At 64.1% G+C, this 15,055-nt stretch carries 14 protein-coding genes; 12 read left to right on the top strand and 2 right to left on the bottom strand.

The features are described from left to right. Positions 1-37 precede the first annotated feature (37 nt). On the bottom strand, positions 38-1,948 hold the full coding sequence (locus CEW83_RS08800) for a B12-binding domain-containing radical SAM protein (protein ID WP_108951291.1): 1,911 nt from the start codon (positions 1,946-1,948) through the stop codon (positions 38-40). Between the two features lie 51 nt (positions 1,949-1,999). Here CEW83_RS08800 and CEW83_RS21025 point away from each other — a divergent pair, with 51 nt between their 5' ends. The 8 genes from CEW83_RS21025 (at position 2,000) to fdhF (ending at position 9,882) form a co-directional block, all read left to right on the top strand. Beyond that, positions 2,000-2,230 carry a hypothetical protein gene (locus CEW83_RS21025; protein ID WP_159099433.1) on the top strand — a complete coding sequence of 77 codons (231 nt, stop codon included), beginning with the start codon at positions 2,000-2,002 and terminating at the stop codon, positions 2,228-2,230. A gap of 111 nt (positions 2,231-2,341) precedes the next feature. After that, positions 2,342-2,632 (top strand): hypothetical protein, encoded by a 291-nt coding sequence (locus CEW83_RS08795; RefSeq protein ID WP_108949008.1) that lies wholly within the window; start codon positions 2,342-2,344, stop codon positions 2,630-2,632. Positions 2,633-2,680: 48 nt separating this feature from the next. Then, positions 2,681-2,794: a diguanylate cyclase domain-containing protein gene (locus CEW83_RS21020; RefSeq protein WP_159099431.1), complete on the top strand. Its 114-nt coding sequence runs from the start codon at positions 2,681-2,683 to the stop codon at positions 2,792-2,794. Continuing rightward, the gene (locus tag CEW83_RS08790; protein WP_159099430.1) at positions 2,766-3,068 is read left to right on the top strand and encodes a GGDEF domain-containing protein; all 303 of its coding nucleotides are present in this window, start codon (positions 2,766-2,768) and stop codon (positions 3,066-3,068) included. Before CEW83_RS21020 ends, CEW83_RS08790 begins: the two co-directional genes overlap by 29 nt. 310 nt (positions 3,069-3,378) lie before the next feature. After that, positions 3,379-4,341 carry a DMT family transporter gene (locus CEW83_RS08785; protein ID WP_108949007.1) on the top strand — a complete coding sequence of 321 codons (963 nt, stop codon included), beginning with the start codon at positions 3,379-3,381 and terminating at the stop codon, positions 4,339-4,341. 67 nt (positions 4,342-4,408) lie between these two features. Continuing rightward, positions 4,409-5,179 carry an alpha/beta fold hydrolase gene (locus CEW83_RS08780; protein ID WP_108949006.1) on the top strand — a complete coding sequence of 257 codons (771 nt, stop codon included), beginning with the start codon at positions 4,409-4,411 and terminating at the stop codon, positions 5,177-5,179. Positions 5,180-5,365: 186 nt separating this feature from the next. Continuing rightward, entirely contained in the window at positions 5,366-7,075 is a 1,710-nt protein-coding gene (locus CEW83_RS08775) for an NADH-ubiquinone oxidoreductase-F iron-sulfur binding region domain-containing protein (RefSeq protein ID WP_234419032.1), read from the top strand. Next, positions 7,072-9,882: a formate dehydrogenase subunit alpha gene (gene fdhF, locus CEW83_RS08770; protein ID WP_108949004.1), complete on the top strand. Its 2,811-nt coding sequence runs from the start codon at positions 7,072-7,074 to the stop codon at positions 9,880-9,882. Before CEW83_RS08775 ends, fdhF begins: the two co-directional genes overlap by 4 nt. On the opposite strand, the gene CEW83_RS08765 is transcribed toward fdhF, so the two are convergent. Next, a complete protein-coding gene (locus CEW83_RS08765; RefSeq protein ID WP_199915249.1) occupies positions 9,869-10,606 on the bottom strand; it encodes an REP-associated tyrosine transposase in 738 nt (245 codons plus the stop codon). The two genes, fdhF and CEW83_RS08765, sit on opposite strands and share 14 nt — an antisense overlap. 260 nt (positions 10,607-10,866) lie before the next feature. Here CEW83_RS08765 and CEW83_RS08760 point away from each other — a divergent pair, with 260 nt between their 5' ends. The 4 genes from CEW83_RS08760 to CEW83_RS08750 all read left to right on the top strand — a co-directional run bounded on the left by CEW83_RS08760 (position 10,867) and on the right by CEW83_RS08750 (position 15,031). Continuing rightward, the gene (locus CEW83_RS08760; RefSeq protein ID WP_108949002.1) at positions 10,867-11,859 is read left to right on the top strand and encodes a sulfurtransferase; all 993 of its coding nucleotides are present in this window, start codon (positions 10,867-10,869) and stop codon (positions 11,857-11,859) included. Positions 11,860-11,872: 13 nt separating this feature from the next. Continuing rightward, entirely contained in the window at positions 11,873-13,048 is a 1,176-nt protein-coding gene (locus CEW83_RS08755) for a YeeE/YedE family protein (protein WP_108949001.1), read from the top strand. 10 nt (positions 13,049-13,058) lie between these two features. Further along, entirely contained in the window at positions 13,059-13,226 is a 168-nt protein-coding gene (locus CEW83_RS21220; protein ID WP_199915248.1) for a hypothetical protein, read from the top strand. Between the two features lie 473 nt (positions 13,227-13,699). Next, positions 13,700-15,031, top strand: coding sequence for a sigma-54 dependent transcriptional regulator (locus CEW83_RS08750; RefSeq protein WP_108949000.1), 1,332 nt, complete (start codon positions 13,700-13,702; stop codon positions 15,029-15,031). Positions 15,032-15,055 lie beyond the last annotated feature (24 nt).

Genomic DNA, 15,055 nt, shown 5'->3' with positions numbered 1-15,055 from the left:
ATTACAGTGGGCTATGCGCCCGCGTTTCCGTTCGCGTTCAGCGCTTCTGCAGCGCCTGCTCGATGAAGTTGCGCGGCACGCGGGCTTTGGGCACCTTGTCGTCAAACCACTGGCGTACCCCGGTATCCAGCCCGATGCCGTGCATGTAGTTGTACAGCGCCTTGTTCAGCGCCTTGCCCAGTGCATCGTGGTCGACGCCGGTGGGGTCGATGAAGCCGATGTCATTCTTGGCAAAGTTGCCCGGCGGCAGTGGCTCGAGGCGCACGCCGTACTCTGCCGGGTTCATGCCCACCGGAGAATGCACGGTACAGGCGAAGCGGTGGAAAAAGCCGGACTGGATGCAGCCCGCCTCGAACAGCTGGCGCACGTATTCGAGTGCATCCACGGTGTCGTGCACCGTCTGCGTCGGAAAGCCGTACATCAGGTAGGCATGCACCAGCACGCCGGCCTCGGCAAAGGCGTGGGTGACGCGCGCCACCTGATCGACCGATACGCCTTTCTTCATCAGCGTGAGCAAGCGGTCGGAGGCCACTTCCAGCCCCCCTGAAATCGCGATGCAGCCGCTGTCGGCCAGCAGCTGGCACAGCTCGGGGGTGAAGGATTTCTCGAAGCGGATATTGCCCCACCACGAGATCGACACGCCACGCCGCAACAGCTCTTCGGCGAGCGCACGCAAGGCCTTGGGCGGCGCGGCTTCGTCGACGAAGTGAAAACCGGTCTGCCCGGTCTCGGCGATGATGGCTTCGATGCGGTCGACCAGGGTGGCGGCCGATGCGCCGTCGTAGCGCGAGATGTAATCCAGGCTGACGTCGCAGAAGCTGCACTTCTTCCAGTAGCAGCCGTGAGCCACGGTGAGCTTGTTCCAGCGCCCGTCCGACCACAGCCTGTGCATCGGGTTGAGCATGTCGAGCAGCGACAGGTAGCGGTTGAGCGGCAGCCCATCCCAGGTCGGCGTGCCGACTTCGGCGAAAGGCACGTCGGGTTCGACCAGGTTGATGTAGCGCACCGCACCGCTGTCGGCGTCGCGCACGAAGGTGCGCACCAGGCGCTGCTGCGAACGCTTGCCGCGCAGGTGGTCGAGCAGGGCCAGCAGCGGGCGTTCGCCGTCGTCCAGGGTGACGTAGTCGAAATAGTCGAACACGCGTGGCTCGCCCAGCTCGCGCAGTTCGGTATTCACATAGCCGCCGCCGAGCACGGTGACGATGGCCGGGTTGTGCGCCTTGACCGACTGCGCGATGCGGAAGGCCGCATACACCGCGCCGGGGAAGGGCACCGACACCAGCACTACCTGCGGTGCGTGGCGCGACAGGGCGTCGAGCGTGAGCGCGTGCAGGGTGTCGTCGACCAGGTTGGGCTTCGCGGCCAGTGCCTGTGCCAGTGGCTCGAAGGTGGGCTGGCTCAGGGCCAGCGACTCGGCGTAGCGGACGAACTCGAAGCGCGGATCGACCGCCTCGCGCAGCACATCGGCCAGATCATTGAGATAGAGCGTGGCCAGGTGGCGGGCGCGGTCATGCACGCCGAGTGCGCCGAACGCCCAGCCCAGCGGGTCGCCGCCGTCCGGGTCGACATAGGCGTCGAGCGTGTCGAAGCGCGGCCCTTCGGGCAGAAACGCACCGCTGCTGATACGGTGGGCAAGCGTCGAGTCGCGCCCCTGCAGAAAGGCCAGTGTCGGCTCGATGGTTGTCTGGTAGCGCTCGAAGTGCTCAAGAAAGCACGCCACGCTCTCGCTGCGACGCCGCGCCGGCAGCGCCTCGGCACGGGTGCGGATCGCATTCAGCCCATCGCGCGAGAACAGTTTCAGCACCAGCGCCAGCGCGAGGTCCTCCTGCACCGCATCGACGCCGCGCGAGCGCAGGAAGCCGGTGAGGTAGGCAGTGGACGGGTAGGGCGTGTTCAGCTGCGTCATTGGCGGAATGACGGAGAGCACGCGCAGCGGGATATCGGACATCGGGCAGAAACTTCTTGTCAGGGTGAGGCGCAGTTCTACCACGAACGGGGGGTGGTTTGCGCTGAACGGGTTGCGGGCGCTTTCCTCGCCGTTCAGCAGTACCCCTCGCACATGACCGGCATGGTGACCGACATCGGAATCGAGCTCGGCAAGCTGGCATACTGGAACAGTCACAAGCACGATGCAGTGCAGGCGGTCAGGGCTGACCGCGATCGCCTCGTACTGCTGTCGCTGCTGACCCTGTCCTTTTTCGCCGGCTGGCAGCGGCGATCTGCTGCTTGAGCGGGAAAGGCAGACCAGTGCATTGCTCGACTGGGGAAGCCGCCTGTTTCGCGCGATGGCAATGGGGCTGTCGCTCGAAGGGGCACGTCCCTGAACGGTTCGGTGTTCGGGTTGTGGCGCAATCACAAGGCCGCCCTGATTTTCGACAATACGCGGGAGCTGACCCTGATCGCGGAGTGTGTTGCCCGCGTAGACAACGCAATTTTCCCCGAAGCCGTTTGTTCCGGAAAGGTGGCGCCGGTCCCCGATGGCGTTCGTGCGCTGATCAAGGCTGTCACGAGCGAAGTCGAGCAGATCCGCTCTCTGCTCGCTTCCATGATTGGGCGCCTGACCGATCTCGAGGTGGGCCGCGATGTGCTGACGCAACTGTTCAACCGCTGCTTCCTGCCCACGATCATGTAGCGCGAGATCGAGCTCAGCCGGCGCAAAGGTGTGGCGTGCTGAGTGCGCTTGCTCGACATCAACCTGTTCAAGCAGGTCAATGACCGGTTCTGGCACGACGCGGGCGACAGGGTGCTGCAGAACGTGGCGGGGCGTGCTGATCGGGCAGGTTCGGGCCAGTGATCTCGTCTTTCGTTATGGTGGCGAGGAGTTTCTGATCCTGCTGGCCGAGGTGGATCACGTTAAGGCGTGTTTCGTTGCAGGGAAGGTTCGTCACCGCATCGAGGCGAGCGTGACGCCGCTGACCGACGAGCAGAGCGTCGGCGTTACGGCCAGCATTGGTGTTGCAGCACATGACGGCCATCCCGATTTCCGGCATCTGGTCGATCGCGCCGAAAAGGCGCTCTGCCAGGCCAAAGCCGCGGGCCGCAATTGCACGGTGCTTGCTGAGTCTTGAGGCGTTACTGCGCCCGTGGGCAACGGGCACGTCACTCTGTCGCTGCGGGGTTTTTTGCTTGAAACGCAGAACTATTCAGTTTTTTAGATGTAACCAAGGACAAATTTTCCGCCAAATCGCATTTGGCGGAAATCCTGTTCTAAGGTTTTCTGCTTTCTGGCGAAAAGCAGAAATTTCATTCCTTTCCTGAACCGGTACGCTTTGGACTCGCCCACAAGGCGTCCAGGTGGTCTGCGTTTTCGGCCTTCCCCCAACCACGGGGTGGTGTCGATCCTGGCAGGCCGATGAACGAACCGTTCAGGAAATACAGATGTCCGGAACCATTGCCCGCGCTGGCTCGGGTTACGCTGCCGGCCCGAAGCTTGCCGCGCTCCCGCTGATGCTGATCGCGCCGGCCTTGTTCGCCGCCAACATGGTGGTCGCCCGCTGGGCGGAAAGTGTCGGCATTCCCCCCGTCTTCCTTGCCTTTGGGCGCTGGGTGCTGGCGCTTGCGATCCTGCTGCCCTTCATTGCGCCGCGCCTGTGGCATTCGCGTCAGGTGCTGATGGCCAATGCCCCGCGTGTGCTGCTGCTCGGTGCACTCGGCATGGGCGTCGCGGTCGGCCCGCAATACATCGGCGCGGTGCATACCAGCGCCACCAACGTCGCGCTCATCATCTCCGCCTGTCCCGCGCTCGTGGCCCTGATCGAGGCCATCGTGTGGCGAGTGCCGGTGGGTACGCAACGCGCGGTCGGCATGTCGCTCGCGATCTGGGGTGTCCTGCTTGTCCTGTCGCGCGGCGACGTCGAGGCGCTCGGCAGTCTGTCCTTCGGTCGCGGCGATTTGTGGGTGGTGCTCGCCGCGTGCGGTTGGGCTGGCTACACCGTGCTGGCCCGGCGTCGCCCCCTGCCTGAACTGCCGGCCGAAGTTCGCCTTGGCGCGCTGATGATCGGCGGTATCGTGGCGCTGGCCCCGTTTGCCCTGTTCGAGAGCGTGGCCTTGCAAACGCCCGATTTCGGTCGCTGGGAACTCTACTTCGCACTGCTATTCCTCGCCCTCGTGCCCGGCCTCGGCGCCTACCTGTGCTACGACCGCCTGGTCAGCCTGAGCGGCCCTGCCGGCGCAAGCATCTCGCTCTACCTGGTGCCGATGTATGCAGTGCTCGCTGCCTGGCCGCTGCTGGGCGAGATCCCGCAGGCTTTCCATATCGGCGGGTTCGCGCTCATTCTCGGTGGCGTGGCGCTGTCGGGGATGCGTCAGCGTATCGGTCGTCGTGCCGCAGTGAACCACTGAAAAAGGTCTCTTCCGGCAGGGGATGCGCAATAATCCGGGGTCAAGCAAGAATAACCCGGAGACTTAAGTGAAGACCGTCAGCATTCTCGGCAAGCATCTCGAATTTGTCCGCCTGCCTTCTGCACATCCGCGCGAAAACGCGCCTGCCATGGTGTTCCTGCACGAAGGCCTGGGCTCGGTGTCGATGTGGCGCGATTTTCCGCAGAAGGTGGCCGATGCGAGCGGCTGCGAGGCGGTCGTCTTCTCACGCGTCGGCTATGGCCGCTCCGACCCTGCCACACGGCAGCGTGATGTCACCTACCTGCACGAAGAGGGGCTGGCCGTGCTGCCCGCATTCATTGCCGAACTCGGCCTTGAGCGCCCCTTCCTGTTCGGCCATTCGGATGGTGGCTCGATCGCGCTTCTGTGCGCGGGTGGAACCGATGTGCCCCTCGCGGGCGTGATCGCGATGGCGCCCCACGTTTTCGTCGAGGACGTCACCATCGAAGGCATTCTCCAGGCCAAGGCCGTGTGGGAGAACTCCGACCTTCCTGCCCGGCTGGGCCGATACCACAACGATGCCGACGCGGTGTTCCGCAGCTGGCAGAACATCTGGCTGCACCCCGCTTTCCGCGACTGGAACATCGAGGACATCCTGCCCGGCATCTCCGCGCCGATTCTTGCGATTCAGGGCGAAGACGACGAGTACGCCACCATGGAACAGATCGACCGTATTGCCGCAGGTGCAGGCGATGTCGATCTGGTCAAACTGGCCGATTGCCGGCACTCACCGCACAAGGACCAGCCCCAAGCCGTCATCGAAGCCGTCGCCGCCTTCGTCGAGCGCGTGCTTGATTGAACAAACAACCCTAAAACCAAAGGCAAAAACCAAAGGGGTCAGAGTCGTTTGAAAATTTCAAACGACTCTGACCCCTTTGGTTTTTCTTCTCCTTCCAAAGAGCTATTTTCAAGTGAGCAATAATCTCGTATTGTTGCACCAAGGGAATTTTATGTTCCTGTAGATAATTCCTAAGGAATGATGCCGATGCTCGTCAATGCAGGATCACGCCGCGGCCCCAATCGGCCGCCACTCCCTGAATCCGCCCGTGCTGCGGCACAGGCTGCGCTTGCGGGCGAGACGCCGCAGCGCGACCGGTTGATCGAGTATCTGCACCGTCTGCAGGATGCGCACGGAGCGCTGTTCGCAGACCACCTCGCAGCACTGGCCGAGGCGATGAAGCTGGCGCGGGCCGAGGTGTATGAGGTTGCGACCTTCTATCATCACTTCGATGTCGTGGCCGAGGGCGATTCAGCGCCGGCTGCGCTCACCGTGCGGGTGTGCGATTCGCTGACCTGCGCGATGCACGGCGGCGAAGAACTGGCTGTGAAGCTTGAAGGTCGGGTTGGCGCCGATGTGCGGATACAGCGCGTACCCTGTGTCGGACGCTGCGATTGCGCGCCGGTGGCGGTCGTGGGGCAGAACCCGGTTCATCAGGCGAGTGCGGACACGGTAATGGCCGTGGTGGAAGCGAATGATCGCACCGAGCTCGCGCCCGACATCATCGATTTCGACGCCTCCCGCGCAGCGGGTGGCTACCACCTCTATGAAACGATGCGCAGCGGCGAGCACGACGTCGACGAGGTCCTCGGCGTGCTCGACACCGCCATCCTGCGCGGACTGGGCGGCGCGGGATTTCCGGCAGCGCGCAAATGGCGGACGGTGATGGCGCAGCCGGCGCCGCGCAACATGGCGGTCAATATCGACGAGGGCGAGCCCGGCACCTTCAAGGATCGCCACTACCTCGGGCGCGACCCGCACCGTTTCATCGAAGGCATGCTGATAGCCGCGCGCGTGGTGGGTATCGCCGCGATCTGGATCTACATCCGCGACGAATATCCCGCCGTGCGCAAGATGCTCATCACCGAACTCGACAAGGTGCGCGCAGCCTGGCCCGACCTGCCGCCGATCGAAGTGCGCCGGGGCGCGGGCGCCTATATCTGCGGCGAAGAGTCGGCGATGATCGAATCGATCGAAGGCAAACGCGGCATGCCGCGGCTGCGCCCGCCCTATGTGGCCGAAGTGGGCCTCTTCGGACGTCCTACGCTGGTGCACAACCCGGAAACCCTGTGGTGGGTGCGCGACATCGTCGACACCAGCCTGGTGCAGGGCTACGACTGGCTGGAAAAGCGCGGTCGCAACGGTCGTCAGGGCCTGCGCAGCTTCTCGGTCAGCGGTCGGGTGGCCAAGCCCGGCGTGATCGTCACCGATGCCGGCATCACCCTGCGCCAGCTCATCGACGAGCACTGCGGTGGCATGGCGCCAGGGCACGAACTCTACGGCTACTTTCCCGGCGGCGCCTCAGGCGGCATGCTGCCGGCGAGCCTGGCCGATGTGCCGCTCGACTTCGACACGCTCGCGCCCTACGGCTGCTTCATCGGCTCGGCTGCCATCGTCGTGTTCTCGCAGCACGACAAGGCACGCGCGCTGGCCGAGAACGCCATGCACTTCTTCGCCCACGAATCCTGCGGCCAATGCACGCCGTGCCGCGTTGGCACCGGCAAGGCTGCCGGTCTGATGGCCGCGAAGACGTGGGATGCGCCGCTCCTCGAAGAACTCGGCAGCGCGATGATGGACGCCTCGATCTGTGGCCTCGGCCAAGCCGCGCCCAACCCGGTGCGCTCGGTGCTGCGCTATTTTCCGCATGAGGTGGGTGCCACGCCAGCCGATGCGCGCGCAGGGGAGGGCGCAGCATGACGACCTTCACCACTGAGACCCTCGCCACCGACACCATCACCTTCGAGCTCGACGGCCGGATCATCGAAGCCGCCCCCGGCGAAACCATCCTGCTCGCCGCCCGCCGTGCCGGCGTCGACATCCCGCACCTGTGCTTCACCGACGGACTGCGGGCCGACGGCAACTGCCGCGCCTGCGTGGTCGAGATCGACGGCGAGCGCGTGCTCGCCCCGTCATGCTGCCGCGCACCCAAACCCGGCATGAAGGTCAAGGCCGCAAGCGAGCGCGCCCGTGCCTCTCAGCGCATGGTGCTCGAGCTGCTGCGTGCCGATGTCGCACCCGAAACCGAGAAAGCCGACTCCGAGCTTGCCCACTGGTGCGACCGACTCGGCGTCACCGCCAGCCGCTTTGCCCCGCGCGAACAGCCCGCCACCGACACCAGCCACCCCGGCATCGCCGTCAATCTGGCCGCCTGCATCCAGTGCAACCGCTGCGTGCGCGCCTGCCGCGAAGAGCAGGTCAACGACGTCATCGGCTACGCCCACCGGGGCGAAGCCTCGAAGATCGTGTTCGACCTCGACGTCGCCATGGGCAGCTCCACCTGCGTCGGCTGCGGCGAATGCGTGCAGGCCTGTCCGACCGGGGCGCTGCTGCCGGCCACGGTCATCGAGAACGCTGCTGTGGCAGAGGCGAAGCCCCCGCGCTTCGTCCCTACGCGCAAGGTCGATTCGTTGTGCCCGTTCTGCGGTGTCGGCTGCCAGCTCACCTACCATGTGGCGGGCGAGGGCGCCGCGCAGAAGATCGTCTTTGCCGAAGGTCGCGACGGCCCTGCCAACGCCGGCCGGCTGTGCGTCAAGGGCCGCTACGGTTTCACCTACAGCCGCAACCGCGAGCGCCTCACCGTGCCGTTGATCCGCAAACCCGGCATCCCCAAGGGCGTCAATCTCGACCCCGCCAACCCGCTCGCCGCCTTCCGCGAAGCCAGCTGGGAAGAAGCGCTCGACTTCGCCGCCGCAGGGCTCGCTCGCATCAAGCGCGCGCACGGCCCGCACGCGCTGGCCGGCTTCGGCTCGGCCAAGGGCAGCAACGAGGAAGCCTATCTGTTCCAGAAGCTGGTGCGCACCGGCTTCGGCACCCACAACGTCGACCACTGCACCCGGCTGTGTCACGCCTCATCGGTGGCGGCGCTGCTCGAAGGCATCGGTTCCGGGGCCGTATCCAACCCGGTGCGCGACGTCGAGTTTGCCGATCTCATGATCGTCATCGGCGCCAACCCGGCGGCCAACCACCCGGTGGCGGCGAGCTTCATCAAGAACGCCGCAGAGCGCGGATCGAAGCTGGTGATGATGGACCCGCGCCAGACCCCGCTCGCCCGCCACGCCTGGCGCACGCTGCAGTTCCGCCCCGATGCCGATGTGGCGCTGCTGCTGTCGACGGCCTGCGTGATCATCGAAGAAGGGCTCACCGATCCGGCCTTCATCGCCGCCCGCACCGAAGGCTTTGATGCCTTCCGCGAAGCCGCACTGCAGTACCCGCCCGAGCGCATGGCGCCGATCACCGGCATCGAGGCCGACACCGTGCGCGAAGTGGCTCGCGCCTACGCCCGTGGCCCCAACAGCATCATCTTCTGGGGTATGGGCGTGTCGCAGCACACCCACGGCACCGACAACGTGCGCTGCCTGATCGCGCTGGCGCTGATGACCGGGCAGATCGGCCGTCCCGGCACCGGCCTGCATCCGCTGCGCGGGCAGAACAACGTGCAGGGTGCGTCCGACGCCGGCCTCATCCCGATGATGTTCCCCGACTACCAGCGCGTGGCCGAGCCCGAAGTACGCGCCCGCTTCGAATCCCTGTGGGGTGCGAAGCTGGCAGAAGAACCCGGTCTCACCGTGGTCGAGATCATGGACGCCGCCAGCGCCGGGCGCATCCGTGGCATGTACGTCGAGGGCGAGAACCCGGCGATGTCCGACCCCGATCTCGAACACGCCCGTGCCGCGCTGGCCGGGCTCGAACACCTCGTCGTGCAGGACATCTTCCTCACCGAAACCGCAATGCTCGCCGACGTCGTGCTGCCCGCCTCCAGCCTGTACGAAAAGTCCGGCAGCTTCACCAACACCGACCGTCTGGTGCAGATGTCGCAACCGGTACTGCCACTGCCCGGCGAGGCACGGCAGGACTGGTGGATCATCCAGCAGATCGCGCAACGCATGGGGCTGGCCTGGGATTACGCCGGCCCGGCCGAGATCTTCGGCGAACTCACCCGTGCCATGCCCAGCTACGCCGGCATCACCTGGGCGGCGCTCGAAGGCGAGGGCGCCGTGGTCGCGCCGAAAATCGCGGTCGAGGCGCCGTCGCAACCGGTGCTGTTCCAGACCGACTTCCCCACCCGCAACGGCCTCGGCCGCTTCGTCCCAGTCACGCCGCTGCCCGCAGCCGAACTGCCGGATGCCGACTACCCCATGGTGCTCATCACCGGTCGCGTGCTCGAACACTGGCACACCGGCAGCATGACGCGCCGCGCCGAGGTGCTCGACGCGCTCGACCCCGTGCCCTGGTGCGGCATGCATCCGGACGACATGGCAAAAACCGGCGTCAGCCATGGCGAGCACGTCGAGCTCGAAACCCGTCGCGGCCAGATCGAACTCGAAGTCCGCGCCGACGAAGGCGTGCAGCGCGGCTCGGTGTTCATGGCCTTCTGCTACGTCGAAGCCGCCGCCAACCTGCTTACCCAGCCCGCCCTCGACCCCTTCGGCAAGATCCCCGAATTCAAGTACTGCGCCCTGCGGGTACGTTTCAAAGGGGTCTTCAAAGGGGTCAGAGTCGTTTGATCCGTTTCTGAAAGCTCGGCGATCGTCGGTCACCCCCTCGCCCCACGGGTGTGACCCGACGATTGAGCCGGGAGACAACCGTCTCGGCAAATTCGACACCGCCAAGCACCCATGCGCTGTTGGTCGCCCGGCGAATCTCGTCCGCCGACGCGTCTTCAATCTGCCCATCGAACATTGCCCGATAGGCTCGTTGGCGCGCGGCTGAAACGTTGGCCAGTGACAGATACTGGGGGTGGTGCGTGACCAACTTGTCCAAGGCGCCAAATGCGTTGCACCTGAAGCTGGACCACCGATATTCGCCCGGCCGCTTCACCAGCCCGGCACGAACCGGATTGAGTTCGATATAGCGCATGCACGCAAAGAGATACTGCTCGGTATCGATCAAGGTCGCCCTGTAGCGTCCTTCCCACAAGGTGCCGGTGCGTGTGTTTCGGAGGTTGAAGTACTGCACGTAGCGGCGACCGAGGGACTGCATCATCTTGCCGATCCCATCCTCGGTGCTCGGGGTGGCGAGCAAGTGCACGTGGTTGGTCATCAGCACATAGGCGTGAATCTGGCAATCATGCTTGTCCGCGGCGAGCGAGAGCATCTCGATGAACTGGTGATAATTCTCATCGACAACAAAGATGGCCTGTCGATTGTTACCTCGCTGGATGACATGCTGTGGTGCCCCCGGGATCGAGAGTCTTGGTTTTCTCGGCATCGCATGGTTCTCATTTGGCATATATGGAGAATGCTATCCGGATGTTGGAGAAAAACCAAAGGGGTCAGAGTCGTTTGAAACTTTCAAACGACTCTGACCCCTTTGGTTTTCACTTTGGTTTTCAAAGAACGATTGGTTATATACAGCTGCCCTCACTGTGCTTCAGTTGTGCGGTCGTCTTTCGTAAGATCCATGCATCAAAAACGCGCCACGGCACGCAGGCTGTTTAAGCCTTGCGTCATGGCGCGTTTTCCGTCTGATTTTCATGGATCGATATCGTCATGCTCAAGACCCTTGTTGTTTCTCTCGCCCTTGCCACCGGCAGCCTGCTGGTGGCTGCCCCTGCCGCAGCGAACCCGGTTGCCCCCGCTGCAACCGTCGCCGCACCGAGCGTGGCTGCGGCGCCTTCGCCGCTGCTGACGCCCGCTGAGCTCAAGGTACTGGTTTCCCGGCCCGGCGTGCGTGTGCTCGACATCCGTGCCGACAAGGACTACGCCAGCGGCCACATCCCCGGTGCGGTGAACACGCCTTACGGCAAGTACCGTGGCCCGAAGGAGAACCCTGGTCAGCTGCCGACCGAAGCAGCACTGAGCACCTTGCTGCAGAGCGCTGGCGTGAGCGCCGACACCCATGTCGTGGTCGTTCACGGCGGCACTGATCACACCGATTTCGGCGCGGCAGCACGTGTGTACTGGACGCTGAAAGTCGGCGGCCTGACCCGCCTGTCCATTCTCGACGGCGGCTCCAAGGCCTGGAAGGCCGCCGGCGGTGCGCTTGAAACCGCAGCAGCAGCCGTCAGCCCCAGCCAGTTCAGCTATCGCTACGATCAGGATCAGATCGTGACGCGCGAAGAACTGGCTGCGGCGATCAAGTCGGGCTCTGCTCCGCTGCTGGTCGACGCCCGTCCGCAGAAGTTCTTTGGCGGCGAAGCGCGTGCCGATGCGTCCGCTCGCTACGGCACGCTGCCGGGCGCGTCGTCCTTCGACAATGCGCAGTTCTTCCCCAAGGACGGCACCACGCTGAAGTCGGGCAGCGAGCTCAAGGCGCTGGTGCAGCGTTCCGGTGCGGCCGATGCGCCTGCCGTGTCCTTCTGCAACACCGGGCACTGGGCTGCGACCAACTGGTTCGTGATGTCCGAGATTGCCGGCAACAAGCAGGTGAAGCTCTATCCGGAGTCGATCGTCGAATGGAGCAAGGCTGAACTGCCGATGGACAACCAGCCCTCGCGCATTTCCGCGCTGGTACAGGACGTGAAGCGCAGCTTCAGCAACTGATACGGACAGGGAAATGCGCTGGTTTACTCGTTTTGTACTGGTCCTGATCGGGCTGAGCGGTGTGCTGGCGGTGACGCTCGCTACCGGCATCCGTCAGGGTCTGCTCACCCTGCTTGGCATAGGCTTTGGCGCCGTGCTGCAGGGTGCGCGCTTCGGTTTCACCACCGGGTGGCGTGATTTCATCGAGCACCGCAATCCTCAGGGGCTGTGGGCGCAGATGTTGCTGCTGGTGCTGGCGGCCGTGCTGACCCTGCCGCTGATCGCGGGCAGCGGTGGCGAGCTGGTGGGGGCCGTTGCGCCGCTGACCATCAGCCTGGTGCTGGGCGCCTTCCTGTTCGGTGCGGCCATGCAACTGGCAGACGGCTGCGGTTCCGGCACGCTGTACAAGGCAGGGGCCGGTGCGCCGCTGTCCTTTGCCGTGCTCCCCACCTTCGCCATCGGCAGTTTTGTCGGGGCGTCTCACCAGCCGGGCTGGATTGAGCTCGGTGGGCTGCCTGCCGTCGATCTGCTGCAGTACGGCTGGCCGACTGCGCTGGCGGTCACGGTGATCGGCTGCGGCATGGTCGCGGCGCTGGCCGGGCGCGCGGCCCGTCATCCCGCGCACGGTAATCCGGCGGCCGAGGTGCAGCAGCTTGCGCGTTCGGCGGTGGCGAGCTTTGTTGCCGCGCCGGCGTCATCGTCCGCAAATGCTGCGAGTGGCTGGGCGCGTCGGTGGTGGATCGGTGCGGTGCTGCTTGCCGCGCTCTACCTCATCCACATGGTGGTCGCCGGCCAGCCCTGGGGCATCGTCTACGGCATCGGCATCTGGGGTGCAAAGCTGGTCTCCGTGTTCGGCTGGACCCCGGTGGGCGATCCCTTCTGGGGTGTCGCACCGCATGCGGCGCGACTGGCCGAGCCGGTGCTGGCCGACGTGACCTCGGTCACCAACCTTGGCCTGATCTTCGGTGCGCTTGCTGCATCGCGCTGGAACGGCCCGGCCCGTTTCAGCATGCCCTCGGGCAAGCGCCTGCTTGCCGCCTGTGTGGCGGGGCTGGTGATGGGCTACAGCTCGCGCATGGCCTTCGGTTGCAACGTTGGCGCCTATCTCGGCGGCATCGCCTCGGCCAGCGTGCATGGCTGGGTGTGGTTTGCGCTGGCCTTTGCGGGGTCGATTCTGGGTGTGCGCATCCGCAAGCGCGTCGCTGCCTGAGGAGACTGACATGGACAGCAAGAAACTCTTTCGTGCCGGCACGGCGGTGTTCTGGCTTGCAGTGCTCGCGCTTGTGGCGCTGGATACGATGAGTACCGGCGGCATACGCGTCGAACCGCCACCGATTGCGCTCGGTAGCGGGCAAGCTGCATCGGGCGGACACTGCTCGGGACGCTGACGAGTAAGCGGGTATGGCGGACGCCGTATCCGCTTTTCTATTACTTAAAGTGGCAGATACATTTTTTCAATCTGTTTTTGACGAGTCATTAAAGCCTTGCTTGTGTGGCAAGAGGGTCCTTGACATTTTAAAAAAATGTAAAAAATACGTATTTTTTCATTTTGTCAATACCATGAATTAGTGGTTTGATTACGTGATTAAAGTATTGGTTTTAAGACGTTTACTTTGATCTCACGTGAGTGCAAACGGTTGGACATAATCACGTTGATGCGCGCAATATCTGGGTGCTATAAGTAAACGCAGACATCGGTACAAAAGACCACAAGAAACCTTGAACACCGGTGTTGGATGGAGACAGAGGAGGGTTCCACTCGTTGCCCTATGCGGGGATGCCGCATTTGTGACAGCGAGCGTCTTGATATGCACACTTGACTGTCTTCCCGCAGAACTTGACTGATCTGGGGCAGAGGCCTATGGCTCGACGCAAAGGGTTGTTGCTGGATCGTGCTGGTTTGGTAAGCGCGGCCCTTGATGGTTTGCAGTTGTCGGGATGGTCGTTCGAAGTTGCGCCAACCCTGGCGTGTGCCCGCGAGTTATTGACGGGCGGCGAATTTTCAGTCGGTCTGGTTGCGTTCGACGCGGCGGACTCCTGGCCCTTGCGCGAGCTTGAGGGGCTGTTGTCACGCTACGACGTCGAGTGGATTGCCGTTCTCGATCGCAGCCTGCTCGACAGCGAGGTGCTTGCCCAGCTGCTCCGGCGCAATTTCAACGATTTCCACTCACTTCCACTCGAGCACGATCGCCTGCGGATGACGCTCGGCCATGCCCACGGCAAGGCCAGCCTGTTCGAAAAGGTCACGCCGCAGGAGGATGATGAAGGTCGCTTCGGCATGACCGGGCGCAGCGCCAAGATGCTCAAGCTCTACCGGCAGATCGACAAGATCGTCGCAGTCGATGCGCCCGTCCTGATCGGTGGGGAGTCCGGCACCGGAAAGGAGCTGGTTGCTTCGGCCATTCATCGGCATTCGGCCCGCGCCTCCAAACCCTTCGTCGCGATGAACTGCGGCGGGATTCCCGCGTCCCTGATTCACTCCGAACTGTTCGGCTACGAGCGCGGGGCCTTCACCGGCGCGCATCAGCGCAAGATCGGCACCATCGAGGCCGCCAACGGAGGCGTGCTCTTCCTCGACGAGATCGGCGACCTCCCGCTCGACCTCCAGGCCAGCCTGCTGCGCTTCCTGCAGGAAAAAACCATCGTGCGCGTCGGCGGCACCGAGCGCCTGAAGATGAACGTGCGCGTGATTGCCGCGACCCATGTCGATCTCGACCGGGCGGTGGCCGAAGGCCGTTTCCGCGAGGATCTGTTCTATCGCCTCAACGTCCTGCACCTGGTGGTGCCGGCGCTGCGTGAGCGCAAGGACGACATCGAACTGCTCGCCCAGGTCATCTATGACCGCAACCAGGACCTGCGCAGCCACCAGGTCAGGGGCTTCAGCACCGAAGCCATTCACGCGATGGCTGCCTACGACTGGCCGGGCAACGTGAGAGAGCTCATCAATCGCGTGCAGCACGCCATGATCATGAGCGAGAACCGCTTCATCAGCGCCGCAGATCTCGGACTCACTGCGGCCGAGGCCGAGGCGCCGGAGCCCACACTGGACGAGGTGCGGAACACCGTCGAGCGCGAAATGATCGAGACCAGTCTCAAGCGCTACCAGAACAATGTGTCCGCGACCGCCCGACAGCTCGGGGTGTCGCGCGTCACGCTCTACCGGATGATCGATCGACTGAAAATTATCGTGTAGCCGATGGCGGTGACGGGCACCGCG

This window comes from Parazoarcus communis, assembly GCF_003111645.1.
Classification (GTDB): domain Bacteria; phylum Pseudomonadota; class Gammaproteobacteria; order Burkholderiales; family Rhodocyclaceae; genus Parazoarcus; species Parazoarcus communis_A.
Note: the sequence above shows the minus strand (reverse complement) of the source record. Positions and strands in the feature narration are given on the sequence as shown.